The organism is Brucella sp. IR068, assembly GCF_049065885.1.
Classification (GTDB): domain Bacteria; phylum Pseudomonadota; class Alphaproteobacteria; order Rhizobiales; family Rhizobiaceae; genus Brucella; species Brucella intermedia.
This window is the reverse complement of sequence record NZ_JBAKHE010000005.1, coordinates 64,178-88,524: the sequence shown is the minus strand read 5'-3', so window position 1 is coordinate 88,524 and position 24,347 is coordinate 64,178. Positions and strand designations below refer to the sequence as shown.

The window sequence follows — 24,347 nt, the reverse complement described above, 5'->3', positions numbered from 1 at the left end:
TCGCTCATTGAAATGCCTTTCGCGGATCGAAGGCGTCGCGTGTTGCTTCACCGATGAAGATCAGGAGCGACAGCATCAGCGAGATGACCACGAAGCCGGTAATGCCGAGCCAGGGGGCCTGGAGATTGTTCTTGCCCTGAGCGAGGAGCTCGCCCAGCGAAGCCGAGCCGGGCGGCAGGCCGAAGCCGAGGAAGTCGAGCGAGGTGAGCGTGGTGATCGAGCCGTTCAGGATGAAAGGCAGGAAGGTCAGTGTCGCCACCATGGCGTTGGGCAGGAGATGCCGCCACATGATCGTGCCGTTCTTCACGCCGAGCGCGCGCGCTGCATTCACATATTCAAAATTTCGCGCCCGCAAAAATTCCGCGCGCACCACGCCGACGAAGGCGACCCATGAGAACAGGAGCATGATGCCGAGCAGCACCCAGAATCCGGGCGGCAATATCGCCGCGATGATCAGCAACAGGTAGAGAACCGGGATCGAGGACCAGATTTCAATGAAGCGCTGGAACAGAAGATCGACCCAGCCGCCGAAATAGCCCTGAACCGCGCCTGCCGTCACGCCGATAATGGCGGAGAAGAAGGTAAGGATCAGGCCGAAAAGCACGGAAATGCGGAAGCCGTAGAGCGCGCGCGCAAAGACGTCACGCGCCTGATCGTCGGTGCCGAGCAGGTTGAAATTACCGAAACGGCAATTCGGGTCTTCCACGCCCTGCGGGTAACGCTGGCAGCGCTCTTCCGCCGAATAGAGCCAGAACGGCCTTGACGGAGCCGCTTCCGGTATTTCGTTGTTCACGGTGTTGTAGGAATAGCGGATCGGTGGCCAGATGGCCCAGCCATGGGCATTGATCTCGTCCTGTATCACCGGGTCGCGATAATCGGTGACGGCATAAAAGCCGCCGAATCTTTCTTCCGGATAATCGACGAAAACCGGCATCAGCAGCTCGCCCTTGTAGGAAACGAGGATGGGCCGGTCATTGGCGATGAACTCGGAACAAAGCGCTGCGATAAGCAGGAACAGGAATATCCAAAGTGACCAGTAACCGCGCTTGTTCGCCTTGAAATTCTGCCAGCGGCGCTTGTTGAGCGGCGACAGAAACGGGCGTTTCACGGGAACGGCGGGCGACAAGGGGGTGTCGGTCATCAGACGTCCCTCCGGTCAAAGTCGATGCGCGGATCGATCCACGTATAGGTGAGGTCGGACAGGAGGCCGACCAGAAGGCCGATCAGCGAGAAGATGAAGAGATTGGCGAACACCACCGGATAATCGCGGTTGATGACCGACTGGTAGCCAAGCAGGCCAAGCCCGTCGAGCGAGAAGATCGTTTCGATCAGAAGCGAGCCGGTAAAGAAGGCCGAAATGAAGGCGCCCGGAAAACCGGCAATCACGATCAGCATCGCATTGCGGAAGACGTGGCGATAGAGAACCTGATTCTCGGTCAGCCCCTTGGCGCGTGCCGTGGTCACGTATTGCTTGCGGATTTCTTCCAGAAACGAATTCTTGGTCAAAAGCGTGGTGGTGGCGAAGGCGGAAAGCACGAGTGCGGTCACCGGCAGCACCATGTGCCACAGATAGTCGCCGATCTTGCCCCAGAACGACATCTGCGCGAAATCCGGTGAGGTGAGACCGCGCAGCGGGAACCAGTCGAAGAAAGAGCCGCCCGCAAAAAGCACGATCAGCAGGATGGCGAAAAGGAAGCTCGGGATCGCATAACCGACGATGATGACGGCGCTTGTCCAGGTGTCGAAGCGCGAACCGTCCTTGATCGCCTTGCGGATGCCGAGCGGAATCGAAATCATGTAGGACAGAAACGTCAGCCACAGGCCGAGCGAGATCGAAACCGGCATCTTCTCCTTGATGAGGTCGATCACGCTGATATCGCGGAAATAGCTGCGACCGAAATCGAAACGCAGATAGTTCCACAGCATCTGGCCGAAACGTTCCAGCGGCGGCTTGTCGAAACCGAACTGCTTTTCCAGATCGGCGATGAATTGCGGGTCAAGCCCCTGCGCGCCGCGATATTTGGAATTGACCGAGCCGCTGTCGACAGCGCTTTGCCCGAAATCGCCGCCACCGCCCGAAAGGCGGTCGAGAGCATCGCCGCCCTGTCCGGAAAGCTGCGCGATCACCCGTTCGACCGGACCGCCGGGGGCGAACTGAACGACGGCGAAGGAAATGGCCATGATGCCGAAAATCGTCGGGATCATCAGAAGCAGACGGCGGAGAATGTAAGCGCCCATCAGCCCGTTTTTCTCCGCAGGTTCGATTCAGTCTTGTGGCTTGCCAACAGCTTCTGCCTTTTCGTCATTCACAATCATTGCTTTATCCACCACAGCGTCTCGACGGGAAAGCCGTAATCGGGCTTCGGCTCCTTGAAACCGAACCGGTCCCAATAGGCCACGAGATGATTCGCTGTCGTCCAATTTGGAATCCAGTCGCGCCGGATACGCAAGTACCGATCGAGCACCCGCATCGTGGCGACGAGTTCTTCACGCGTCGAAACCTTGCCGATATCCGCAATCAGCGCATCAATCAACGGATCTTCCGTGCCGGGAAGATTATAGCTGCCCGGCACCCTGGCCGATTCGGAGCCGAATATGCCGGCAAGCGATTCCTGTGTCGGCGTGGGGCTGAACTGCAACGCCATGCCCACCATGTCGAACTGGAAGTTCTGCATCCGCGCTTGATACTGGCTTGCATCGACAAGCCGGTTGCTTGCATCGATGCCGATGGCGCGCAATTTCTGCACATAGGGATTGTATACGCGAGAAAACCCCTCCGAATTACTCAGGATTTCCAGCGCGAACTTCGATCCGTCCTTGTCATGGAACTGGCCGTTCCTGCGCTCGAAACCGGCTTCCTCCAGCAACTTGATGGCCTGCGCGAACTGTTTCCGGTCCCGTCCTGTTCCGTCGGAAACCGGCATCAGCACGGCCTCCCCGAAAACCGCGTCCGGCAGTTTGCCGCGATAGCGTTCAAGCACCTTCAGCTCATCGGGCGTCGGCAGGCCGCTCGCCTGAAAATCCGATCCGTTGAAGCAGGATTGCGAGCGGGCATAGACATTGTAGAAAAGATGCTCGTTGGTCCATTCGAAGTCGAAGCAGAGCGCGATTGCTTCACGCACGCGCGGATCGCGGAAGCGTTCGCGGCGCTGGTTCAGCGCCCAGGCCTGCATCAGCGGGCGCTTTTCCGGCGGAAATGTGCGCTTGACGACCTTTCCCTGCTGGATGGCCGGGAAATCATAGGCCGTCGCCCAGTTCTTGGAGACGGTTTCCTCGCGATACTCGATGCTGCCTTTCTTGAAGGCTTCGAATTGCGGCTGGCGGTCGCGGAAAAACTCGATGCGAATACGGTCGAAATGGTTGAAGCCCTTCTGCACCGGCAGATCCTTCGCCCAGTAATCCTCGACGCGCTCATACTCGATGAACTGGCCGGCGGCGAAGTTAGCGACCTTGTAGGCACCGGAACCCAACACCGGCTCCATGGTCGTGGCTTCAAAGTCGCGATCCTTGAACCAGCTTTCCGACAGGATCGGCACGGTCACGGCGTCGAGGATGGCATTGGGTCCGCGCCCTTCGACGAAGCGCATGCGCACTTCCCGATTGCCGGTAGCCTCCACCTTTTCCACGCCAGCCAGATATTGGCGCAGCGTCGGATGGCCTTTCTGCTTGATGGTCTTATAGGTGAACAGCACGTCCTTCGCCGTGATCGGCGATCCATCGTGAAAGCGCGCTTCCTTGCGAAGCTTGAAAGTGCAACTGCGGCGGTCTTTCGAAAGCGTCGCACTTTCCGCGATGAGGCCATAGACAGAATCCGGCTCATCCAGCGCCGAAGCCATCAGCGTATCGAAGGTCAGTTCCATGCGCGGCGGCGCATCGCCCTTGAACGTGAAGGTGTTGAGCGTGTTGAACGTGTCGGTGTTCTGGTTCCAGACCCAGTATGACGGCGCGAAATTGAAGGTGCCGCCCTTCGGCGCTTCGGGGCTGGCATAGTCGAAATGGGTGAAATCAGGACCGTATTTCAGGTCGCCGAAAGCCGAAAGTCCGTGCAGGGCCTTTCCCGTCGGTATGTCGGCAAAGGCCCTTGGTGGCAGGAACGCCGCAAAAGCGGCACCTCCCGAAAACCCCAGAAAATGGCGGCGATTCATGCGAAGGCTTGTCATTCTCGTCAGCCCTCATTCACTGCCGGTTTTGAGCTTGGCTTCCTTCGCAGGGTCAATCCACCAGGAGAACGGGTCAATCCCCATATAATCGGGCTGCTTTTCAGGCATCCCGAACTTGTTCCAATAGGCCACGTTGATCTTGTCGGAATACCATTGCGGAATGACGTAATAGTTCCACAGCAAAGCCCGGTCGAGCGCGTGGGTCGAGGCGACGAGTTCGTCACGGTCCTTGGCATAGATGACGCGGTCGATCAGCTTGTCGATTGCCGGGTTCTTGATGCCTGCATAATTGCGGCTGCCTTTGAAGTCGGCAGCTTTGGAGCCCCACATGTCGCGCTGTTCATTGCCGGGCGAGGCGCTTTGCGGGATGACGGAGGTGATGACATCATAGTCGAAATCGTTGACGCGGGCCTGAAATTGCGCCGTATCGACGATGCGCACCGTCGCGTTGATGCCGATCTTGCGCAGGCTTGCGGCGAACGGGTTGTAGATGCGCTCGTCGGTCGGATCCTTGCCCAGAAATTCGATGGTGAACGGGTTGCCCTTGGCATCGACGAGCTTGTTGCCCTGCAATGTCCAGCCCGCTTCCGAAAAGAGTTTCAGGGCGGTGCGCAGGTTATCGCGCGTTGCCTGCGGCGTGTCATAGACCGGCAGCTTGAATTCCTTGGTCAGCGCCTCGGCGGGAAGCGAATCCTTCACCGTTTCCAGTATCGCCTGCTCTGCCGGCGTCGGCGGGCCGCTCAGTTCCAGTTCATTGCCCGCGAAATAGCTGTTGATGCGCTGGTACTGGTTGAAGAACAGCAGCCGGTTCATCGATTCGAAATCGAAGGCATAGGTCAGGGCCTGACGCACCTTCGGGTCCTTGAACTTGTCGCGGCGCATATTGAGGAAATAGCCCTGCATGCGCCCGACGGCATGGTAGGGGAAAGAGGCCTTCACGACATCGCCGCGCTGTACTGCCGGGAAATTATACTGCTCGGCCCAGCGCTGGGCGCGATTCTCGTTGCGATAATCATACTGGCCGCCCTTCTTGAAGGCTTCCCAAGTCGCGTCCTCGTTGAAATAATATTCGTAACGCAGCCGGTCGAAATTGTTGCGCCCGACATTGACGGCCAGATCCTTCCCCCAATAGTCGTCGACGCGCGCCCAGGTGATGGAGCGTCCGGGCGTCATGCTCTCGATCTTGTAGGCGGCGGAGCCGAGCGGGATTTCGAGCGTCGGGCGGGTGATGTCGCGCTGCTTGCCCTGCGCGTCCTTGCCCTCCCACCAGTGCTTGGGGAGAACGGCAAGCTGCCCCATGATTTGCGGCAATTCGCGGTTGCCCTTCTGGCTGAAGGTGAATTTCACCTCATGTTCGCCGGTCTTTTCCGCCTTCTCCACGTCGCCATAATATTTGTTGTACATCGGCGACTGCTTCTTCAGCACATCGAACGACCAGATCACGTCATCGACCGTGATCGGCTGGCCGTCATGCCATTTCGCCTTGGGATTGAGCTTGAACTTCACCCATGAAAAGTCGTCGGGATATTGCAGGGCTTCGGCGATCACGGGATATTGGGTCGAGGCCTGATCGGCCGAATCCGTCATCAGCGTATCGTAAAGCATCCCGCCGCCGAAGTCCGACAGGCCCGTGGCAGGAACTCCTTGCACCACGAACGGATTGAGACTGTCGAAGGTGCCGACGGCAACCATGTTCAGCGTGCCGCCCTTCGGCGCATCCGGGTTCACATAGTCGTAATGCTTGAAATCGGCTGGATATTTGGGCTCGCCAAGCAGGCTGGAGGAATAGCGCCATTGGGGTTCCGCGTCATTTGCGTGAACCATAGAAACCGTGCTCGCAAGCATGGCTACCGCGAACGCACCCGCCCAAAAAGCTCTCATCCAGCCTCTCCGTTCCTGTTTCGGATATATTAGGAGAAGTCTTATGGGATTTTGCGGAGGAAGAAAGGCATGCGGGCAAGAAATTTGATGCGGGCAAGAAAAAAGCCCGGCGAGCCGGGCTTTGATCACTTTGTCTCGTTGGCTTAATTCGCCGGAGCCGGTTCCGCAGGCTTCTGTTCGCCGCCTGCCGGTGCGCCAGAAGGTGCGCCGCCTTCGGCTGGCTTTTCGCCTTCGGCCGGCTTGGCATCGCCGCCAGCAGCAGGTGCGGCATCGGCGGTCGGCAGCGGGGCAGGGTTGTCGGACAGCGTGCGCAGATAAGCGATCAGGTCGGCGCGTTCGTTGTCCTTCTTGTCGCCGGCAAAGCCCATGGCCGTGCCCTTGATGAAGCCCTTCGGCGAGGTCAGGAACTTGTTTAGATGTTCAAAGTCCCACTTGTTGCCCGCAGCGCCGAATTCCTTCATCGCAGCCGAATAGCCGAAACCTTCAACGGAGGCAGCCGGACGGTTCACGACATCCCACAGATGCGGACCCACCTTGTTGGCGCCACCCTTTTCACCGGTATGGCATGCAGCGCAACGCTTGAAGACGGTTTCACCGCGTGCCGGATCGGCAGACTGCAGCAAGGTCGCAATCGAAACTTCTTCCTTGGCCGGTGCAGCTCCCCCTTCGCCGGTCGAGGCTTCCGCCGCTTCGATGGCAAAGCCCGGCTTCTCAGGCGCAGGCGAGTGAAACAGCGAATCGGACAGGATGCCCGTCGTCATGACAACGAAAACCGTTGCCAGAAAAGCCATGATAAACTTGTTAGTCCGGGTTGAATTCATCGCCGGTCAGCGCTCCCTCTACCAAAACGCTCTCCCCGAGAACGCTCTCCTAGCCGGCATGCAAACCTTTAATAAAGGTCACAATTCTCTCCCCGGCATCGGGCGGAAACTAGGTCTTTTGCCAGGGCGATGCAACACCTATAAGGGTGGCCGGACCCGTGACTTTTTGACACTTTTGATGCATTTCCAGCACCGGCGAAGCGCGTTACAAGGCGTTCGCGACCTTATTATTCTCAAGAGGCGATCATGCTGCAGACCTTAAAGACCCTCACGCTGATTCCCGCACGGATGGCCTCCACGCGCCTGCCGAACAAGCCGCTTGCCGATATTTGCGGCAAGCCGATGATCGTCCATGTGGCCGATCGCGCAGCGGCTGCGAAGCTGGGCCGGACGGTGGTTGCTACCGACAGCGAGGAGATTTTTTCGGTCGTGACCGCACATGGCCACGAAGCGATCATGACGCGCGAGGATCACGAATCCGGTTCCGACCGCATTTATGAAGCGCTTTTGAAAGTCGATCCCGCGGGCGAGGTCGATGCGGTGATCAATGTTCAGGGCGACCTGCCGACCATTGATCCGGACATCATCCGCCGCGCGCTTCTGCCGCTGGAAGACGGACCTGCCGACATTGCGACGCTTGGCGTCGAAATCGAGGAAGAATCGGAAAAGACCAATCCGAGCGTGGTGAAGATCGTGGGCTCGCCGCTGGCAGGCAACAGTCGCCTGCGCGCGCTCTATTTCACTCGCGCAACCGCGCCCTATGGCGAAGGTCCGCTCTACCATCATATCGGCCTTTACGCCTATCGCCGCCCGGCACTCGAACGCTTTGTGAAGCTTGGGCCGTCGCCTTTGGAAAAGCGGGAGAAACTGGAACAATTGCGGGCTCTCGAAGCCGGAATGCGCATCGATGTGGAACTGGTGAAGACCGTGCCTCTGGGCGTGGACACGCAGGCTGATCTTGACCGAGCGCGCCTTCTTGTCGCAAAGGGTATCTGACGACCGCCGTCGAGCGGCAATTGAGAAAGCATGGACACGATGAAGACCAACAGGATTTCCTTCCAGGGTGAAGCGGGCGCAAATTCCGATACGGCGTGCCGCAACATGTTTCCCGACATGGAGCCTTTGCCGTGCCCGACTTTCGAGGATGCCTTCAACGCGGTTGAAACCGGCGCCGCCGACCTTGCGATGATCCCCATCGAGAACACGCTGGCCGGTCGCGTCGCGGATATTCATTATCTGCTGCCGCTTGCCGACATGCACATCATTGGCGAATATTTCCTGCCGATCCATTTCCAGCTGATGGTGCTTCCGGGCGTCAAGCGCGAGGAAATCAAGACCGTTCACAGCCACGTCCATGCGCTCGGCCAGTGCCGCAACGTCATCCGCCAGAATGGCTGGAAAGGCGTCATCGCGGGCGATACGGCAGGGGCCGCGCGTCTCGTCGCCGACATGAAGGACCGTTCGATGGCGGCGCTTGCGCCAAGCCTTGCTGCCGATCTCTACGGCCTCGATATTCTGGAAGAAAATGTCGAGGATTCGGAAGACAACGTGACCCGCTTCGTGGTCCTGTCCAAGAACAAGCAGTGGGCGCCGCGTCCGGAAAACGGCGAGCGCATCGTGACGACTTTTGTCTTCCGCGTGCGCAACGTCCCGGCGGCGCTCTACAAGGCGCTGGGCGGCTTTGCCACCAATGGCATCAACATGACCAAGCTCGAAAGCTACCAGATCGGCGGGCGTTTCATCGCCACGCAGTTCTATGCCGATGTCGAGGGGCACCCGGAAGACCACAATCTCCAGCTTGCGCTGGAGGAACTGCGCTTCTTCACCAAGGAAGTACGCATTCTCGGCGTCTATCAAGGCAGCGATATTCGCGGCACGCAGTTGCTCGCCGCCGAGTAATTCAGAGAATACCGGGCGGGATCAGTTTTCCGCCCAGGCTTTTATCAGATGGGTTGCGATGGCGCCGGATGGCGGCACCCGCAACCCGTTTTCATGTGTACCCGTCAGCATGGTGCGCACTTCGGCCCTGGAGAACCAGCGGCCGTCTTCCAGCTCCGAGCGGTCGATGGTGAAATCGTCGCTCAAGACCTCGGCATGACAGCCGATCATCAGCGAATAGGGAAACGGCCAGGGCTGGCTCGCGTGATAGGCGACGCGGCCGATGGAGAGCCCCATTTCCTCCACACTTTCGCGGCGCACGGCGGCCTCGATCGTTTCGCCATGCTCGATAAAGCCTGCAAGACAGGAATAGGAGCCGGGCGCGAAATGCGGCCCGCGTGCCAGAATACATTTCTCGCCGCGCACCGGCAGCATGATGGCTACCGGATCGGTGCGCGGAAAATGTTCGGCGCCACAGTTCGGGCATTGCCGCTTGGCCCCGCCGGCACGCATGTCGGTTTTCGTGCCGCAGCGCCCGCAGTATCGGTGATTGGTGTGCCACGCGGTGAGCGCCGCCGCCTGCGCCAGCGCGCCGAGCAGGTCGGCTGAAACCAGCCCTTCCGTATAGATGCTGCGATAATCCTGCAGCCGGAACGGCGCTTCCATCGTTTCCGGATCAAGCGGGGTCGTCAGCGCCACGATGGGCATGCCGTCCTGAAGGCCGAGCAGGATGGGCTCTTGAAGATCGGCCGCAAATTCCTTCGCCTCGCCGAGGCGGAACAGCGCGCGCGGCGCTTTCTCATCGGCATAGTCGAGAAGCAGCCTGTTGCCGCCCAGCAGCATGATTCGCGTTTCGGGAAGTTCCAGCGCCGAGAAGGCAGAATCATCCTGCCGCTTTTCGGACTGGCGGTCGATCCGGTTGCCGGAGAACCCGACAGATCGACTCGGTTCTATTTCCGGCAGGTCGTAGAGACGGAAAGCCATGGTGCTCTCGAATATTGTTCAGGGGGATCAGAAGCCCGTCCCGAAACTGTGAATGGCTTTTCGGGACAGCGGCGTGTTCAACCAGATCTACAGCGCCGCAAGAATATCGGCGATCAGCCGGTGGGCGTCCTTTTCGTCATAGGGCTCGCGGGTGCCGAAGCCCCAGACGGGGCCGGGCCAGCCCGCATCGCCCTCGCTGCGGGCGATCACATGCAGATGCAACTGGCGCACGATATTGCCGAGCGCGCCGGTATTGATCTTGTGGCACACCGTCACGGTCTTGAGCGCCTGCGCCACGATGCCGGTCTCGAACGTCAGCATCGTCTGGTCCAGCGGGGTCATGTCGTGAATTTCAGTGAGGTCAGGGCGGCGCGGCACCAGGATCAGCCACGGCCAGCGCCGGTCGTTCATCAGCCGAAGCTCGCACAGGCCGAGCTTGGCGACAAAAAACGTGTCGGCATTGAGCCGTTTATCGAGTTCGAATTGTTCCATAAGCGGTTTCTATCAGTTTTTTTCGCCCGGCGCTTGCTTTTTGCACGGTGCCCTTCTTGCATTTTGCTTCACAATTGACGATATGCAAGCCGGGAGGTTGGTGGTGGACGAGCCACTCGCCAACCGGGTCAGGTCCGGAAGGAAGCAGCCCTAACGAGCCACGGCACGGGTCATCGTGCCAGCCTCCCACCCTTTCTCACGACGCCGACGACTGTTGATGGGCAGCCTCTTTGGTTGACGTCGCTCATGCGTCCGGTCCAAACTGGCGACTGGGAAAAAGCGGAACAGGAAGAACGGAAGGGCAGCTCATGGACACAAAATCCGCCGGCTTTGCTGCCGATGGGGCCTATCGCGTTCTCGCCCGCAAATATCGCCCCCAGAATTTCAGCGATCTCATCGGCCAGGAGCCGATGGTCCGCACGCTCAAGAACGCGTTCGAGACGGGTCGCATCGCGCAGGCCTGGATGCTCACCGGCGTTCGCGGGGTCGGCAAGACCACGACGGCGCGCATTCTGGCGCGCGCGCTCAACTACAAGACCGATACGATCGACCAGCCGACCATCGACCTTTCCGTGCCGGGCGAAAACTGCCAGGCGATCATGGAAGGCCGCCATGTCGACGTGATCGAGATGGACGCCGCCTCGCATACCGGCATCGACGACATTCGCGAGATCATCGAGCAGGTGCGTTACCGCCCGGTCTCCGCGCGCTACAAGGTCTATATCATCGACGAAGTGCACATGCTTTCCACTGCCGCCTTCAACGGCTTGTTGAAGACGCTGGAAGAGCCGCCCCCGCACGTCAAGTTCATCTTCGCCACCACGGAAATCCGAAAAGTGCCGATCACGGTCCTGTCGCGCTGCCAGCGCTTCGACCTGCGCCGCATCGAATCGGGCACGCTAGCCGCACATCTGCGCCGCATCGCGGAAGCGGAAGAGATCGCGGTGGACGACGCGTCGCTCGCCATGATCGCCCGCGCAGGCGAAGGCTCGGCCCGCGATTCGCTGTCGATCTTCGATCAGGCCATTGCGCATGGCGCGGGCACCGTCACGGCGGAAGCCGTGCGCTCCATGCTGGGCCTTGCCGACCGCGCCCGTATCATCGACCTTTTCGAGATGCTGATGCGCGGCGATGTCGCTGGCGCTCTGACCGAGTTTCGCGCGCAATATGATGTGGGCGCCGATCCGTCGGTCGTGCTGACCGATCTTGCCGATTTCAACCATCTGGTGACGCGCCTGCGCTTTACGCCGGATGTGGCGGAAGACATGTCGCTGTCGGAAGACGAGCGTGTGCGCGGCCGCGAATTCGCGCAGAAGCTTTCCGTCCGCGTGCTGTCGCGCACCTGGCAGATGCTGCTCAAGGGCATTGCGGAAGTCGACACGGCGACGAGGCCGGTACAGGCTGCCGAAATGCTTTTGATCCGGCTTGCCCATGCAGCCGATCTGCCGACGCTGGACGAAACGATCCGCGGTCTCGACAATGGTTCGGTTGCAGCGCCGCGCCCGCAGCCGGGCAACCCGCGCCCGAATGGCGGCGGCGGTCAGCCTGAAGCGCGCTTTGCCGCCGATGCGGTTGGCTCGTCTTCGATGGCTCCCGCCTCCGGCGGTCCGGCCACGGCCATGCGTATCGTGGAAACGCCGCCGCAGCCGGTTGAGCCATCGGTCGCGCCGCAGCAATTCGTCGAGCCCACGCCGCAACCTTCCGTTCCGGTCAACAGCCTGCACGATGTCGTCGCGCTTGCCGACAAGCACCGCGACATGCAGTTCAAGATTCTGGTCAAGAGCTGTGTGCGCCTTGCATCCATTGCACCCGGCCGGCTCGAAATCGGCCTGACCGACGACGCGCCGAAATCGCTGCCGAGCGACATTTCACAGCGCCTCCTGAACTGGACCGGCATTCGCTGGATCGTTACCGTCGCCCGCGACGTGGCGGGGCAGACCATTTCGGAGGCGGAGATCGAGCGCCGCGACAATCTGGTGACCGACGCCCGCGCCGATCCCGATGTTGCCGCCATTCTCGCGGCCTTTCCGGGCGCGAAGATCACCGACGTGCGCATCGCCGTGCCGGAACAGAATGACGACGAGGACATTGACCTCGATGCAATACCTGAAACACCCGGTACGCTGTCTGAAGACGACTGAATTACGGAATGATGGAGTAAACCCATGCGTGACATGATGGGCATGATGAAGCAGGCGAAGGAATTGCAGGCCAAGATGAAGGCCATGCAGGACGAGATCGCCAATCTGGAGGCCTCGGCCTCTTCCGGCGGCGGGCTGGTGACGATCACCCTGTCCGGCAAGGGCACCCTGTCGGCGCTGAAGATCGACCCGACTTTGATGAAGGAAGAAGAGGTGGAAATCCTCGAGGACCTGATCATCGCGGCGCATAACGACGCCAAGGCCAAGCTGGAAGCGGCCATGGCCGAAAAGACGCAGTCGCTCACCGCCGGCCTGCCGATCCCTCCGGGGTTTAAGCTGCCGTTCTAGGGGAATAGGGCAGTAAGGCATTAGGGCAGTATGTTTTTCTGCCTGAACCGCGGCTGCCCTCTGCTTTCCCTATTGCCTTACTGCCCTACTGCCTTATTGCCTTAAAAGATGTCCAAACGAATAGCCGGTCCAGAAATCGAACGTCTCATCCAGCTCCTGGCCCGTGTGCCGGGGCTTGGGCCGCGTTCGGCCCGTCGCGCGGCGCTGCATCTCATCAAGAAGAAGGAAGCGCTTCTGGTGCCGCTTGGTGGCGCCATGCAGGAGGCCGCCGAAAAGGTGCGCATCTGTTCGTGCTGCGGCAATGTCGACACAAGCGATCCGTGCACGATCTGCACCGATGAGCGCCGCGACCCCGCCACCCTCATCGTCGTGGAAGACGTGTCCGATCTCTGGGCATTGGAACGGGCAGGTACGATGAATGTGCGCTATCATGTTCTGGGCGGTCGCCTGTCTCCGCTCGACGGCATCGGCCCGGACGATCTCAACATCAAGGGACTGGTGGAACGCGTCGCCGCCGGTGAAATCAGGGAAGTGATACTGGCAGTCAACGCCACCGTCGAAGGCCAGACCACCGCGCATTACATCACCGACCAGCTTTCGAGCTTCGATGTGCGCGTGACACGGCTGGCCCACGGCGTTCCGGTCGGCGGCGAACTCGATTATCTGGATGAAGGCACGCTTGCTGCCGCCTTGCGGGCAAGAACCACCCTTTAGAACTCATGGAGAAGGCATGGCAGCGGGAAATTGGAAGCATAGCCTGAAGATTGGTCTTGCACTGGTTGCCAGCCTTGCCGTTTCTCCCGCCATGGCCGCGCCGTCCAAAGCGCAGGTTGAAAACCAGTATCGCAACTGGCTGGAAAAGGATCTCTGGCCGGAAGCGAAGGCGGCAGGCGTATCCCGCGCCGTGTTCGATCAGGCCTTCGCCGGTGTCTCGATCAACTGGAAACTGCCCGATCTCGTCATTCCCGGCGAAAAGCCCTCGACGCCGAAAGAGCAGAAACAGGCTGAATTCGGTGCGCCCGGCAAATATTTCAATGCCAGGACGATGAGCGCCGTCACAAGCGGCGGACAGGCGCGCTATGGCCAATATGCCAGCCTCCTGAAGCGCATCGAACAGAAATACGGCGTTCCGGGGCCGATCCTGCTCGCCGTCTGGGGCCGCGAATCCGGCTTCGGCACGGTCAAGATTCCCTACAATGCCTATGAAGTTCTCGGCACCAAGGCGTTTATGGCGACCCGCAAGGACATGTTCCGCAAGGAACTGATCGCCGCGCTCGAAATCGCCTCCAGGGGCTATATCGATGAAAGCGCCATGAAAAGCTCATGGGCGGGCGCGCTCGGTCAGCCGCAATTCATGCCGACTTCCTATCTGAAGCACGCCGTCGATTTCGACGGCGACGGCAAGCGCGACATCTGGAATTCGGTCCCCGATACGCTCGCCTCCATCGCCAATTATCTGAAACTGCATGGCTGGCAGAAGGGGCGCGACTGGGGTTTTGAGGTCAACGTTCCGCAGAACGTGTCCTGTTCGCTGGAAGGGCCGGATCAGGGCAAGACGATTGCCGAATGGGCAAAGCTCGGCATCACGCGTGTGAATGGCAAGCCATTTCCGGCCAATGAAATGAAGGGCGAGGGCTTCCTGCTCATGCCCGCCGGTCGCTATGGCCCGGCCTTCGTGGTGAGCCCGAACTTCTACGTGCTCAAGGACTATAATATGAGCGATCTCTATGCGCTCTTCATCGGCCATGTCGGGGATCGCATCGCCTATGGCGCGGGCGATTTCAGTCGCGCATGGGGCGATGTCGGCTCCATGTATCGCTCCGATATCGGCGCGATGCAGAAGCGCATGCAGGCGCTGGGCTATGATGTCGGCAAGCCGGATGGCCTCCCCGGCTTCAAGACCCGCCGCTCCATTGGCCTGTGGCAGGCGAAGAACGGCATGGCCTCCACCTGCTTCCCGCAGCCGGAATTGTTGCGTCAGATCCGCTGATCTCAGCCGCTTAGCAAATGGGCGAAAGACTGAAGCGCTTTCGTCCTGTAGCGGTCATTGTGCTGCAGCATGAGAAACTGGCGTTGCGGCAGGGCAAAGTCTGCCTTCACCAGTGTTCCGGCTTTCAGATGCGGAGCGGCGACAAGTTCCGATATGGCGGTTACATAATCGCCGGAGCGCACCGCCGAACAGATGGCCTCGTTCGAGGGCAGTTCCAGCGCCACATGCAGCCGCGCCGGATTGTAGCCGGAAGCGCGCATGGCATCCTCGAAAACGCTGCGCGTTCCCGATCCCTGCTCTCGCAATATCCATTTCCCCTCGAAAAGCCGGTCCCAGGTCAGTTTCCCGCCCGCGGCCCAGTCATGGTCGGGACGCGCCACGAGAATAAGCTGGTCGCTTGCAACCTTGGTGATCGACAGCGACGGAGCCTGCACCGCGCCTTCCACAAGGCCGATATCGGCAACGCCTTCCTCTGTCGCCTGGGTCACACTTTCCGTGTTTCCGAGCGTCAGTCGTACATCGATCAGCGGAAACTCGCTGTGAAACCGTGCCAGAAAAGACGGCAGCCAATAGCTGGCAATGGTCTGGCTGGCATGGATGGCAAGAATGCCGCGCTTGCCGCCGCCAAGTTCGGAAAGCATCCGCTCGGCGGAACGGGCGCGGGCCAGCGTCGCGCGGGCCTCGTCCAGAAACAGGCGTCCGTCGCCGGTCAGTTCGATCCGCCGGCCGATGCGGTTGAAAAGCGTTGCGCCGTAGCGATCCTCCATGGTCCGGATGGCCGAACTGACCGCCGATGGGGTCAGATGCAGGGCTTCCGAGGCCCGCGTCAGGTGTTCGCGCTCGGCAACTTCAATGAAAATTCGCAGTTGTTCCAGTGTCATAGCAATGATCGTTCGATTTTTCCGAATGAAATATGACATATAATGAAATGGATTGAACAGGTAAAATCGGGCATCTGATCGGAAAATATTTCTTTTCAGTGCAGTATTCAGAAAATGACCTACTCAAAGATCCAGAACATCCTCCCGGGACTTGGCCTGAGCGTCGCTGTTGCAATCGCGGCGATCGGAATTGAGAGGGTCGAGGAACATTATGCGGGGCGCGCCTGGCTCGAAGCGCTGGTGATCGCCATTCTCCTCGGCACGCTCGTGCGGACGTTCCTGCGTCCGGGGCCGCAGTTCAACAAGGGCATTGGCTTTTCGGCCAAGCTGCTTCTGGAGATCGCCGTGGTGCTGCTCGGCGCGTCCATCAGCGCCAGCGCTGTCGTGGCTGCGGGGTCAGGGCTCATTTTCGGCATTGCCGGCGTCGTGGTGCTGGCGATTACACTCAGCTACGGGATCGGACGCCTGCTGAAGCTTCCGCACCGCATGGCCGTGCTGGTCGCCTGCGGCAATTCCATTTGCGGCAATTCCGCCATTGCCGCAACCGCACCGGTCATCGGTGCGGAAAGCGAGGACGTGGCGGCTTCCATCGCCTTCACTGCAATTCTCGGCGTGGCGGTCGTGCTGCTCCTGCCGCTGCTGGTGCCGCTTCTGGGGCTGTCGCACACGCAATATGGCGTGCTGGCGGGGCTTACCGTCTATGCCGTGCCGCAAGTGCTGGCCGCCACCGCCCCGGTCGCCACGATCAGCGTGCAGCTTGGCACGCTGGTGAAGCTCGTGCGCGTGCTGATGCTGGGACCGGTCATTCTGGCTCTGGCGCTACTTGCCGGAAACAAGGACGCGAATGCCAAGCCTAGCTTCTTCCAGCTTGTTCCTTGGTTCATCCTCGGCTTCCTCGGCATGATGGCGCTGCATTCGCTGCATCTGATACCGGAATCGATCCTGCCCGGTATCCAGTCTGCTTCGACTATCCTCACCATCGTTTCCATGGCGGCCCTTGGCCTCGGCGTCGATATCCGTTCGGTGGCTTCCGCCGGTGGCCGCGTCACGCTGACGGCAGTGCTTTCGCTGGTGGCTCTCGGCGCCATCAGCCTTGGCCTGATCCATATGCTCAGTGTTGCATGAGCAGTTCAGATTTTGAGCAGATCCAATAATGGATCAAAGGAGTAGAGCGCCGCTCGGCGTCCCGCCGCCGGTTCGACCGTGCGGAGCAGGCCAGCCTCGACAAGTCGGCGCGACAGGGAACGTGCTGATGCCGCCGGAATGCCGGACCGCCCGACAAAGCGGTCATTTCGGAAGACCGGACTCGCGAAGACATAATCAAGCACTTGGTCATGGAATTGTGAGTTCAGGACTTCGCGGAACCGTTCCCGCATATCGTTATACAAGGCAAAGATACTGTCCGCAGTTCGAATATTCACCGGGGCTTGCTCGCGCATGGCCTGGAGAAAGAACACCACCCAACCCGTCCAGTCCCCGCTGGCAGACACCCCTCTCATCTTCTCGATATATTCGTTCTTATGCTCTTCAAAATAACCGGAGACAAAGAAGTTTGGCTGACTGATGATACCCAGCTTCCAGAGCATCAGGGTTATGAGCATGCGCCCGATTCTGCCATTGCCATCTTCAAAGGGATGAAGGGCCTCGAACTCCACATGGGCCAGCGCTGTGCGAATGAGGGGACGCATTTGATTTTCGTTTATGAAGCGAACCAGTGCGGCCATGGCCGGCCCCAATTGCTCGGGCGATATCGGAACGTAGTATATTTTGCCCCGACGCTCGTCGCCAATGTAGTTCTGCTCGGTCTTGTAAGTGCCAGGACGTTTTTGAGCGCCTCGTCCGATGAACAGCAATTGTTGATGCGCTGTGCGTATCAGGTGTTCATTCAGGGGGGCGCCATCGGCCAATGCCTGCTGTGCGTTGCTTAAGGCACGGGCGTACAGGAAGGTTTCAATATCGTCGTTGCGCGCTTCGCGATAAGAATCGCCTGCCCCTGCATCTTCCTCGGCTTCAAGCCGATAGAGCTCCTCGATGGTCGAAATCGTGCCTTCCATTCTCGATGAACTCACAGCATCCTGGCGGCGGAGCGGGGCAAGGAATAATTCGCTGTTCACCAATCCGGACATTTTGGCGTCATAGCGCGCCAGCGCCGCCGCGGCCTCTTCGAGAGGGCCAAGCAGACGTTCGTAATCAAGACGTGCCGGAGGAAATTCGCCGGTATGGTAATAAGCAGCATCCGACAGGTCATAACGGTTGATGATCATTTTGAGGGCTATTCTCACATCAAACAAGTTTGATGGGAACGTAATAGCATCAAAGAGTTTTGACAACAGAATTCCGGCAGATTCCGTCATCAAGCCGCTTTGATGCTATTGGAGGTATAGCAAACAGTCTTGACGACATCAGGATTGCTCGCATCGCCAGTTCATATCGTTCAAACGAAAAAGCCCGCCATAAGGCGGGCTTTTCCATGTTTGGTCGAAGAGGGGAAAGATTAGTTCTTTTCCTGCTTCTTCAGAGCGGCGCCGAGGATGTCGCCGAGCGAAGCGCCGGAGTCGGACGAACCGTACTGAGCGACAGCTTCCTTTTCTTCGGCGATTTCGAGCGCCTTGATCGAGACCTGCAGCTTGCGGGTCTTCTTGTCGAAGGCGATGACGCGGGCGTCAACCTTCTGACCGACCGTGAAGCGTTCCGGACGCTGTTCGTCGCGGTCACGCGACAGATCCGAACGCTTGATGAAGCTTTCCAGATCGTGGTCGACGAGACGGACTTCGAGGCCACCGTCGGTAACGGCGGTCACTTCGCAGGTCACAACGGCGTTCTTGCGCAGTTCGCCCGAAGCTGCTGCTTCGCCGACCTTGTCGCCGGAAAGCTGCTTGATGCCGAGCGAGATGCGTTCCTTCTCGACGTCAACGTCGAGAACGACAGCCTTGACGACTTCACCCTTGTTGTACTCTTCGATGACCTGTTCGCCCGGACGGTTCCAGTCGAGGTCGGAGAGGTGAACCATGCCGTCAACGTCGCCGTCGAGGCCGATGAACAGGCCGAATTCGGTCTTGTTCTTGACTTCGCCTTCAACAACGGTGCCAACAGGGTACTTCTGGGCAAAGGTCGTCCACGGATTGTCGAGGGTCTGCTTGAGGCCGAGCGAGATACGGCGCTTGACCGGATCAACTTCGAGCACAACGACTTCGACTTCCTGCGTGGTGGAAAGAATCTTGCCCGGATGGACGTTCTTCTTGGTCCACGACATTTCGGAAACGTGGATGAGGCCTTCGATGCCCGGCTCGATTTCGACGAACGCACCGTAGTCGGTGATGTTCGTGACGGTGCCGGTGATCTTTTTGCCGATCGGGTACTTCGCGCCGATGCCATCCCAAGGATCGTTCTCGAGCTGCTTCATGCCGAGCGAGATACGATGGGTTTCCTGGTTGATGCGGATGATCTGCACCTTGACCGTCTGGCCGATGGTGAGGATTTCCGACGGATGGTTGACGCGGCGCCATGCCATGTCGGTCACGTGCAGCAGACCGTCGATGCCGCCGAGGTCGACGAACGCACCGTAGTCGGTGATGTTCTTGACGACGCCTTCAACGACCTGACCTTCTTCAAGGTTCTGGACGATTTCCGAACGCTGTTCCGCACGGCTTTCTTCAAGAACGGTACGGCGCGAGACAACGATGTTGCCGCGACGCTTGTCCATCTTGAGGATTTCGAACGGTTGCGGGACGTGCATGAGCGGGGTGACGTCGCGGATCGGACGGATGTCGACCTGCGAACGCGGCAGGAAGGCAACAGCGCCGTCGAGGTCGACGGTGAAACCACCCTTGACCTGATTGAAGATCACGCCATCGACGCGCTCGCCATTGGCGAACTTCTGCTCGAGCTTGACCCAGCTTTCTTCACGGCGTGCTTTTTCGCGCGACAGGACAGCTTCGCCCAGAGCGTTTTCGATGCGCTCGACGTAGACTTCCACTTCGTCGCCCGGCTTCAGCGAGCCGTCTTTGCCCTTTGCGCCGAATTCCTTCAGCGGCACGCGGCCTTCGACCTTCAGACCGGCGTCGATGATCGCCATGTCCTTTTCAATGGCCACGATGCGGCCCTTGACGACATAACCTTCAGCAAGGTCGTTCGTGGCAAAGGATTCCGCCAGCAGCGACTCGAAGTCTGCGAGGGATGGATTGAATTCTGACATGAATACTCCTGGTGCATCCGGGAAATTCATCGGATGCAGCGCCGGGGGTTAGTGTTGCGTTATGCCCGACCTCGGCCCCGTCTTTGCAGACAACCGGCGCGTGGAACGCGAAGTCAGGCTTTTCAGTATGAGTGCAGCCTATATAGGTCCGAACTCAGGATAATCCAGCGTTTCGAGGCATAATGATACCGAAAAGCCTTGAAACCTGCCGGATTTCATCCCCGATGCTGCGCCAAAGCGTGATCGATCAGCTTTTTTGCGGCCAGAAATGCCGCTTCTATACTCATTTCGCTCGTATCAAGCAAGTGCGCGTCTTCCGCGGGCTTCAAGGGAGAATCGATCCGGTTCGTGTCACGCTCGTCGCGCTTCCTGAGATCGGCGAGGATTTCCGCAAGATCGGCCTTCTCGCCGCGCGCCACGATTTCCTCATGGCGGCGCTCGGCACGCACTTCAGGCGATGCCGTGACGAAGAGCTTTATCGCCGCATCGGGACAGACGACGGTGCCGATGTCGCGCCCGTCAAGCACGCTCGAGGGCAGGGCATTGGCAAAATTGCGCTGCGCTTCGACGAGCGCCCGCCTGACCTTCGGCATGACGGCGACCTTGGAGGCCGCCTCGCCGATCGTGTGGGCGGAAAGGACGGCCTTGTCCATCTCGCGCAGGTCGAGATTGCGTGCTGCCTCAGCCGCCACCGCCTCGTCGTCGAGCGGCAGGCCCTTGTCGAGAAGCGCCTTGGCGACGGCGCGATAGGTCAGCCCCGTATCCAGATGAGGCATGCCGTAGTGAATGGCGATGCGCCGGGCAAGGGTTCCCTTGCCCGAAGCGGCCGGTCCGTCGATAGCGACTACAAAGTTCATTTTTCTTCTTTATGAGATCGTTCTAAACCAATCTCGAACGGTAAGCTCGAGTCGCAGTTTCTCATCGTCTGACATTTCACAACAATGAGCGATGGGACCACGAAGGACGTTTAGTCGATTTAGAATCGTAGAAACAGCACTTTTTGAGCTAAAGATTGGCTCAAAAAGATCCCAATTACTCGTGATGAGAGTCGATAACTCACCAAAAGTCGTGTAGTCGATATCATGCTCAGACCTAAGGTCAAAACCTGAATCTAATTCTTTCTTTTTTCTAGCGGCAACTTCAGTTGATACCCCGGGCGGGACACGCGCAGACGTCCACCAATTTTGCCCGGTGGCTTCCATCATTGTTTGCGAGACGAGTCTTCTAATGGAAATTTCCAAGCAATAGAATATCTCATAATATTCGGACATCATTGAAGCTTGATTTCGAATTTCCTTCTCGAATTGATCATAATCCTCGAGTTGTCTTTTGCGGCGAAAAGCTCCATTCAAACCAAGATCAAACCCAGTAGATTTTGATACGCCATTCATCTCATCGGAGATTTGGAGTGCAGACATTCCGAATGCTCTGATTAACGTTTCTGGGTTTTTAGCCATCGGTTTCTCGCAGCAAATTTTCTCTCAGACTTTTAAATATTGCATTGAAGACAGCTATGTCGGTTGTCGCAGGTAAATTCAGATTAATTGTGTAGCCCAAGTTTAAGCCGATTCCCCCGCCAGTCAGTGGAGTATCTTTCTGCGCCGACGAATCTTGGGTCGGGTCAAAGCGTCTTTCCTCGATAAGGATAGGTGTTGAACCAAAATCTGCGAGAGATTTTAGCTGCTTTATACATGAGAAAATCAGAGATACTGCATTAGAGTCGTGAGCTTGACCGGTTTCTTCTACTATAAGCCCTTGAAGCTCCTTATCGGAAAGGTCGTACATATATTCATTTCGTCTGAATAAAGGTTCGTACGCGGTGCGTATAGCTTGCGCAATTGCTTGACCGGATGTGGATGGATTCCTAAACTGATTATAGAGAGGTGTTGGTGTCCCATCGCTACTTGCGAGGCCAATTTTCTTCAGAAATGAAGTCATTTGATCCCCGGACCCCCCGGGGATTTTCAGTACAGTTTTAACGAAGTCTTGAGAAAGCTTAGGCGGCGTCGCTGCTCTAGCAATTCCTTCTAAAGCTTTTTTGATATTTCCTGATGCTGTTACGTATGGAAGATTGGACATTAAACCCCCGCTGAGACCAACCGGTAATAATGCCCAATCTCGCAAATAATATTTTCGCTGTCGAGTGACTAGAGTATGCTCAACTCGATCTTTGCGCCCAATCCCGGCATCATGTCCATGAATTCGGGGAAGGACGTGGCGATCATGTTACTGTCGTCAACCGTCACCGGCTTTTCCGCCGCAAGGCCCATCACGAGGAAGCTCATCGCGATACGATGATCGAGATGGGTTGCAACCGTGCCGCCGCCCAGTCCCTTGCCGTCGGGGCGGCCGCGAACCGTCAGCGACATCTCGCCTTCGGTGCAATCGACGCCGTTGGCTTCAAGGCCGCGTGCGACCGCTGCCAGACGATCCGATTCCTTGACGCGCAGTTCGTCGAGCCCGTCCATCACGGTTTCGCCTTCCGCGAAGGAGGCGGCAATCGCCAGGACCGGATATTCGTCGATCATCGACGGCGCACGTTCCGGCGGAACGACGACGCCCTTGAGCTTCGAAGCCCTGACGCGCAGATCGGCGACGTCTTCGCCGCCTGCAAGACGGGCATTGAGCACTTCGATATCGGCGCCCATTTCCTGCAAGGTGAGGATGAGGCCGGTACGGGTCGGGTTCATCAGCACGTTGCGGATGGTGACGTCGGAACCTTCCACCAGAAGGGCGGCAACGAGCGGGAAGGCGGTCGATGACGGATCGCCCGGCACGTCGATGGTCTGGCCGACAAGCTTGCCCTGGCCGGTGATGCGGATATGGCGCACGCCATCCTTGTCGGTCTCGACCGTGAGGTCGGCGCCAAAGCCCTGCAGCATCTTTTCGGTGTGGTCGCGGGTCATGACCGGCTCGATGACGGTGGTGACGCCCGGCGTGTTGAGACCGGCGAGCAGCACGGCGGATTTTACCTGCGCGGAGGCCATCGGCACGCGATAGGTGATCGGATTGGCCGTCTTCGGGCCGATCAGCGTCAGCGGCATGCGGTCGCCATCGGCTGCTTCCACCTGAACGCCCATTTCGCGCAACGGGTTCAGCACGCGGCCCATCGGGCGCTTCGACAGCGAGGCGTCGCCGATAAAGGAGGTCTTCATGTCATAGGTGCCGACAAGGCCCATGGTGAGGCGCGCGCCGGTTCCGGCATTGCCGAAATCGAGCGCAGCTTCGGGCTGCAACAGGCAGCCATTGCCGACGCCGTTGATGATCCAGACATCGCCCTCTTTACGGATTTTCGCGCCCATGGCCTGCATGGCGCGGCCTGTATTGATGACGTCCTCGCCTTCCAGAAGGCCGGTGATGCGGGTTTCGCCCGATGCGAGACCGCCAAACATGAAGGAGCGATGCGAGATGGACTTGTCGCCCGGAATGCGGATTTCGCCCGTGAGTGCCTCCGAGCGGCGGGCGGTTGCTGGTTTCGGGGATGCAGAATGGGACATGGATTTTTCACAGTCACATTTTGGCGCGATCACGCGCCGGGATTGAGAGATAAGCGGGGCTTCCCTAGCATAGTAATATTGTGTGGTCATCCGCGAATACGCGGCGCAGGCGACACGGAGGCGGAAGAGTCTGCATATGCGCGTGCGTTTGGCTTTGACAAACGCGCCAAATTGCGTTTATGCACCGGACAACACTGTAAACGCGCTTGAGACTTGCCCCTTGCCATATGGTTCAGTGAGCAGCATGGTGATGGGCTGTATGCTTCGAGGCAGGCATCCCGGCGCGATAATATGAATTTGTGTCCCCGTGCAAATTAACGAGGCTAGACGTGGCAAAAGCTGAACTTGGTACCAAGCGTATCGACCCGGAAACGGGCAAGAAATTTTACGATCTCAATCGTGATCCGATCGTTTCGCCTTACACCGGCATTTCCTATCCGCGGTCCTATTTCGACTCCACGCTTGAAAGCCGTGTCGTTGAAGAGGAAACCGAAGAGGAAGAACTGGATACGGCACTGGAAAAGCCGGATTTCGTCTCGCTCGAGGACGCCGACGACGAAACCAAGGGCGGCGGCGACGATCTGCCGGATATCGACGACGACGATGTCGATCTGGGCGACGACGATGACGACACCTTCCTCGAAGAAGAGGAAGACGAGGACGACGACATGTCGGGCATTCTCGGTGGCGGCGTCGGCGGCGACGACGAAGAAGGCTGATCCGTTCAGCCGGTCCGGACATGATGCTTTTGCGAGGCGGCCTTCGGGTCGCCTCGTTGCGTTTGGGCGCCTCTTGCATGAAGACCGCCGCGATCTGTGAATTATTTTTGGCAGATGTGAAAAGAGTTGCGATTTAGCTCTTGATCTTCTCGCGAACGCCATTTAATAAGCCGCCACACCGGGCAGCAAGTCCTGCCTGGCCCACCTCGAAAGAGGTCTGATGGGGCCATAGCTCAGCTGGGAGAGCGCCTGCATGGCATGCAGGAGGTCAGCGGTTCGATCCCGCTTGGCTCCACCAAATTTTCCTTCCCGACAAGCCAGTCACATACCAGTTCGATCATCGCGACAGCTGTCACCGAA

General features: G+C 58.7%; 22 protein-coding genes, 1 tRNA gene and 1 other RNA gene. 10 read left to right on the top strand and 14 right to left on the bottom strand.

Annotated features, from left to right (window positions below):
• Positions 1–4: 4 nt before the first annotated feature.
• The 5 genes from ACOWVS_RS10120 to ACOWVS_RS10100 form a co-directional block, all read right to left on the bottom strand.
• Positions 5–1,141 (bottom strand): ABC transporter permease, encoded by a 1,137-nt coding sequence (locus ACOWVS_RS10120; protein WP_006465728.1) that lies wholly within the window; start codon positions 1,139–1,141, stop codon positions 5–7.
• Positions 1,141–2,238, bottom strand: coding sequence for a microcin C ABC transporter permease YejB (locus ACOWVS_RS10115; protein ID WP_021587664.1), 1,098 nt, complete (start codon positions 2,236–2,238; stop codon positions 1,141–1,143). The genes ACOWVS_RS10120 and ACOWVS_RS10115 overlap by 1 nt, the downstream gene beginning before the upstream one ends.
• Before the next feature lie 74 nt (positions 2,239–2,312).
• Complete coding sequence (locus tag ACOWVS_RS10110; protein ID WP_021587665.1) at positions 2,313–4,160, bottom strand: extracellular solute-binding protein; 1,848 nt, start codon at positions 4,158–4,160, stop codon at positions 2,313–2,315.
• A gap of 12 nt (positions 4,161–4,172) precedes the next feature.
• Positions 4,173–6,041 carry an extracellular solute-binding protein gene (locus ACOWVS_RS10105; protein ID WP_021587666.1) on the bottom strand — a complete coding sequence of 623 codons (1,869 nt, stop codon included), beginning with the start codon at positions 6,039–6,041 and terminating at the stop codon, positions 4,173–4,175.
• A 143-nt stretch (positions 6,042–6,184) separates the two neighbouring features.
• On the bottom strand, positions 6,185–6,862 hold the full coding sequence (locus ACOWVS_RS10100) for a c-type cytochrome (protein ID WP_021587667.1): 678 nt from the start codon (positions 6,860–6,862) through the stop codon (positions 6,185–6,187).
• 246 nt (positions 6,863–7,108) lie between these two features.
• Between ACOWVS_RS10100 and ACOWVS_RS10095 the strand changes: the two genes are divergently transcribed.
• The gene (locus tag ACOWVS_RS10095; RefSeq protein ID WP_021587668.1) at positions 7,109–7,858 is read left to right on the top strand and encodes a 3-deoxy-manno-octulosonate cytidylyltransferase; all 750 of its coding nucleotides are present in this window, start codon (positions 7,109–7,111) and stop codon (positions 7,856–7,858) included.
• 39 nt (positions 7,859–7,897) lie between these two features.
• Complete coding sequence (locus ACOWVS_RS10090; RefSeq protein ID WP_036593082.1) at positions 7,898–8,761, top strand: prephenate dehydratase; 864 nt, start codon at positions 7,898–7,900, stop codon at positions 8,759–8,761.
• A 21-nt stretch (positions 8,762–8,782) separates the two neighbouring features.
• On the opposite strand, the gene nudC is transcribed toward ACOWVS_RS10090, so the two are convergent.
• Positions 8,783–9,724, bottom strand: coding sequence for an NAD(+) diphosphatase (gene nudC / locus ACOWVS_RS10085; protein WP_021587670.1), 942 nt, complete (start codon positions 9,722–9,724; stop codon positions 8,783–8,785).
• A gap of 87 nt (positions 9,725–9,811) precedes the next feature.
• A complete protein-coding gene (locus ACOWVS_RS10080; protein WP_021587671.1) occupies positions 9,812–10,216 on the bottom strand; it encodes an HIT domain-containing protein in 405 nt (134 codons plus the stop codon).
• Positions 10,217–10,308: 92 nt separating this feature from the next.
• Between ACOWVS_RS10080 and ffs the strand changes: the two genes are divergently transcribed.
• The 5 genes from ffs to ACOWVS_RS10055 all read left to right on the top strand — a co-directional run bounded on the left by ffs (position 10,309) and on the right by ACOWVS_RS10055 (position 14,695).
• An RNA gene (gene ffs, locus ACOWVS_RS10075) (signal recognition particle sRNA small type) lies at positions 10,309–10,406 on the top strand.
• A 118-nt stretch (positions 10,407–10,524) separates the two neighbouring features.
• Positions 10,525–12,357 (top strand): DNA polymerase III subunit gamma/tau, encoded by a 1,833-nt coding sequence (locus tag ACOWVS_RS10070; RefSeq protein ID WP_075041827.1) that lies wholly within the window; start codon positions 10,525–10,527, stop codon positions 12,355–12,357.
• Positions 12,358–12,381: 24 nt separating this feature from the next.
• Positions 12,382–12,705, top strand: a complete 324-nt coding sequence (locus ACOWVS_RS10065; protein ID WP_006465738.1) for a YbaB/EbfC family nucleoid-associated protein — start codon at positions 12,382–12,384, stop codon at positions 12,703–12,705.
• Positions 12,706–12,813: 108 nt separating this feature from the next.
• Entirely contained in the window at positions 12,814–13,419 is a 606-nt protein-coding gene (gene recR, locus ACOWVS_RS10060) for a recombination mediator RecR (protein WP_021587673.1), read from the top strand.
• 16 nt (positions 13,420–13,435) lie between these two features.
• Positions 13,436–14,695, top strand: coding sequence for a lytic murein transglycosylase (locus ACOWVS_RS10055; protein ID WP_021587674.1), 1,260 nt, complete (start codon positions 13,436–13,438; stop codon positions 14,693–14,695).
• Positions 14,696–14,697: 2 nt separating this feature from the next.
• Here the strand turns inward: ACOWVS_RS10055 and ACOWVS_RS10050 are convergent, their stop codons facing one another.
• Positions 14,698–15,576 (bottom strand): LysR family transcriptional regulator, encoded by an 879-nt coding sequence (locus tag ACOWVS_RS10050; protein WP_021587675.1) that lies wholly within the window; start codon positions 15,574–15,576, stop codon positions 14,698–14,700.
• A gap of 114 nt (positions 15,577–15,690) precedes the next feature.
• Between ACOWVS_RS10050 and ACOWVS_RS10045 the strand changes: the two genes are divergently transcribed.
• Positions 15,691–16,701 carry a YeiH family protein gene (locus ACOWVS_RS10045; RefSeq protein WP_021587676.1) on the top strand — a complete coding sequence of 337 codons (1,011 nt, stop codon included), beginning with the start codon at positions 15,691–15,693 and terminating at the stop codon, positions 16,699–16,701.
• Between the two features lie 5 nt (positions 16,702–16,706).
• On the opposite strand, the gene ACOWVS_RS10040 is transcribed toward ACOWVS_RS10045, so the two are convergent.
• The 6 genes from ACOWVS_RS10040 to aroA all read right to left on the bottom strand — a co-directional run bounded on the left by ACOWVS_RS10040 (position 16,707) and on the right by aroA (position 23,268).
• Entirely contained in the window at positions 16,707–17,930 is a 1,224-nt protein-coding gene (locus ACOWVS_RS10040; RefSeq protein ID WP_244634806.1) for a Fic family protein, read from the bottom strand.
• A gap of 140 nt (positions 17,931–18,070) precedes the next feature.
• Positions 18,071–19,771 carry a 30S ribosomal protein S1 gene (rpsA, locus tag ACOWVS_RS10035; RefSeq protein WP_006471225.1) on the bottom strand — a complete coding sequence of 567 codons (1,701 nt, stop codon included), beginning with the start codon at positions 19,769–19,771 and terminating at the stop codon, positions 18,071–18,073.
• 215 nt (positions 19,772–19,986) lie between these two features.
• Positions 19,987–20,628 (bottom strand): (d)CMP kinase, encoded by a 642-nt coding sequence (cmk, locus tag ACOWVS_RS10030; protein ID WP_021587678.1) that lies wholly within the window; start codon positions 20,626–20,628, stop codon positions 19,987–19,989.
• A 9-nt stretch (positions 20,629–20,637) separates the two neighbouring features.
• Positions 20,638–21,228, bottom strand: a complete 591-nt coding sequence (locus ACOWVS_RS10025) for a Swt1 family HEPN domain-containing protein (RefSeq protein ID WP_021587679.1) — start codon at positions 21,226–21,228, stop codon at positions 20,638–20,640.
• A complete protein-coding gene (locus tag ACOWVS_RS10020) occupies positions 21,221–21,850 on the bottom strand; it encodes a DUF5343 domain-containing protein (RefSeq protein ID WP_031347162.1) in 630 nt (209 codons plus the stop codon). Before ACOWVS_RS10020 ends, ACOWVS_RS10025 begins: the two co-directional genes overlap by 8 nt.
• A 68-nt stretch (positions 21,851–21,918) precedes the next feature.
• Entirely contained in the window at positions 21,919–23,268 is a 1,350-nt protein-coding gene (gene aroA / locus ACOWVS_RS10015) for a 3-phosphoshikimate 1-carboxyvinyltransferase (RefSeq protein WP_021587681.1), read from the bottom strand.
• A 329-nt stretch (positions 23,269–23,597) separates the two neighbouring features.
• Between aroA and ACOWVS_RS10010 the strand changes: the two genes are divergently transcribed.
• Both ACOWVS_RS10010 and ACOWVS_RS10005 read left to right on the top strand, forming a co-directional pair.
• On the top strand, positions 23,598–23,987 hold the full coding sequence (locus tag ACOWVS_RS10010; RefSeq protein WP_006471224.1) for a TIGR02300 family protein: 390 nt from the start codon (positions 23,598–23,600) through the stop codon (positions 23,985–23,987).
• A gap of 222 nt (positions 23,988–24,209) precedes the next feature.
• Positions 24,210–24,285, top strand: a tRNA-Ala gene (locus tag ACOWVS_RS10005).
• Positions 24,286–24,347: the final 62 nt, after the last annotated feature.

Excerpts from the sequence above, each read along its gene's own strand:
- ACOWVS_RS10095 (WP_021587668.1), top strand. The coding sequence starts at position 7,109 with ATGCTGCAGACCTTAAAGACCCTCACGCTGATTCCCGCACGGATGGCC.
- ACOWVS_RS10055 (WP_021587674.1), top strand. The coding sequence starts at position 13,436 with ATGGCAGCGGGAAATTGGAAGCATAGCCTGAAGATTGGTCTTGCACTG.
- ACOWVS_RS10020 (WP_031347162.1), bottom strand. The coding sequence starts at position 21,850 with ATGTCCAATCTTCCATACGTAACAGCATCAGGAAATATCAAAAAAGCT.
- recR (WP_021587673.1), top strand. The coding sequence starts at position 12,814 with ATGTCCAAACGAATAGCCGGTCCAGAAATCGAACGTCTCATCCAGCTC.
- aroA (WP_021587681.1), bottom strand. The coding sequence starts at position 23,268 with ATGTCCCATTCTGCATCCCCGAAACCAGCAACCGCCCGCCGCTCGGAG.
- ACOWVS_RS10040 (WP_244634806.1), bottom strand. The coding sequence starts at position 17,930 with ATGACGGAATCTGCCGGAATTCTGTTGTCAAAACTCTTTGATGCTATT.
- ACOWVS_RS10115 (WP_021587664.1), bottom strand. The coding sequence starts at position 2,238 with ATGGGCGCTTACATTCTCCGCCGTCTGCTTCTGATGATCCCGACGATT.
- ACOWVS_RS10090 (WP_036593082.1), top strand. The coding sequence starts at position 7,898 with ATGAAGACCAACAGGATTTCCTTCCAGGGTGAAGCGGGCGCAAATTCC.
- ACOWVS_RS10025 (WP_021587679.1), bottom strand. The coding sequence starts at position 21,228 with ATGGCTAAAAACCCAGAAACGTTAATCAGAGCATTCGGAATGTCTGCA.
- ACOWVS_RS10050 (WP_021587675.1), bottom strand. The coding sequence starts at position 15,576 with ATGACACTGGAACAACTGCGAATTTTCATTGAAGTTGCCGAGCGCGAA.
- ACOWVS_RS10110 (WP_021587665.1), bottom strand. The coding sequence starts at position 4,160 with ATGACAAGCCTTCGCATGAATCGCCGCCATTTTCTGGGGTTTTCGGGA.
- ACOWVS_RS10100 (WP_021587667.1), bottom strand. The coding sequence starts at position 6,862 with ATGAATTCAACCCGGACTAACAAGTTTATCATGGCTTTTCTGGCAACG.
- cmk (WP_021587678.1), bottom strand. The coding sequence starts at position 20,628 with ATGAACTTTGTAGTCGCTATCGACGGACCGGCCGCTTCGGGCAAGGGA.
- nudC (WP_021587670.1), bottom strand. The coding sequence starts at position 9,724 with ATGGCTTTCCGTCTCTACGACCTGCCGGAAATAGAACCGAGTCGATCT.
- ACOWVS_RS10065 (WP_006465738.1), top strand. The coding sequence starts at position 12,382 with ATGCGTGACATGATGGGCATGATGAAGCAGGCGAAGGAATTGCAGGCC.
- ACOWVS_RS10045 (WP_021587676.1), top strand. The coding sequence starts at position 15,691 with ATGACCTACTCAAAGATCCAGAACATCCTCCCGGGACTTGGCCTGAGC.
- ACOWVS_RS10120 (WP_006465728.1), bottom strand. The coding sequence starts at position 1,141 with ATGACCGACACCCCCTTGTCGCCCGCCGTTCCCGTGAAACGCCCGTTT.
- ACOWVS_RS10070 (WP_075041827.1), top strand. The coding sequence starts at position 10,525 with ATGGACACAAAATCCGCCGGCTTTGCTGCCGATGGGGCCTATCGCGTT.
- ACOWVS_RS10105 (WP_021587666.1), bottom strand. The coding sequence starts at position 6,041 with ATGAGAGCTTTTTGGGCGGGTGCGTTCGCGGTAGCCATGCTTGCGAGC.
- ACOWVS_RS10080 (WP_021587671.1), bottom strand. The coding sequence starts at position 10,216 with ATGGAACAATTCGAACTCGATAAACGGCTCAATGCCGACACGTTTTTT.
- rpsA (WP_006471225.1), bottom strand. The coding sequence starts at position 19,771 with ATGTCAGAATTCAATCCATCCCTCGCAGACTTCGAGTCGCTGCTGGCG.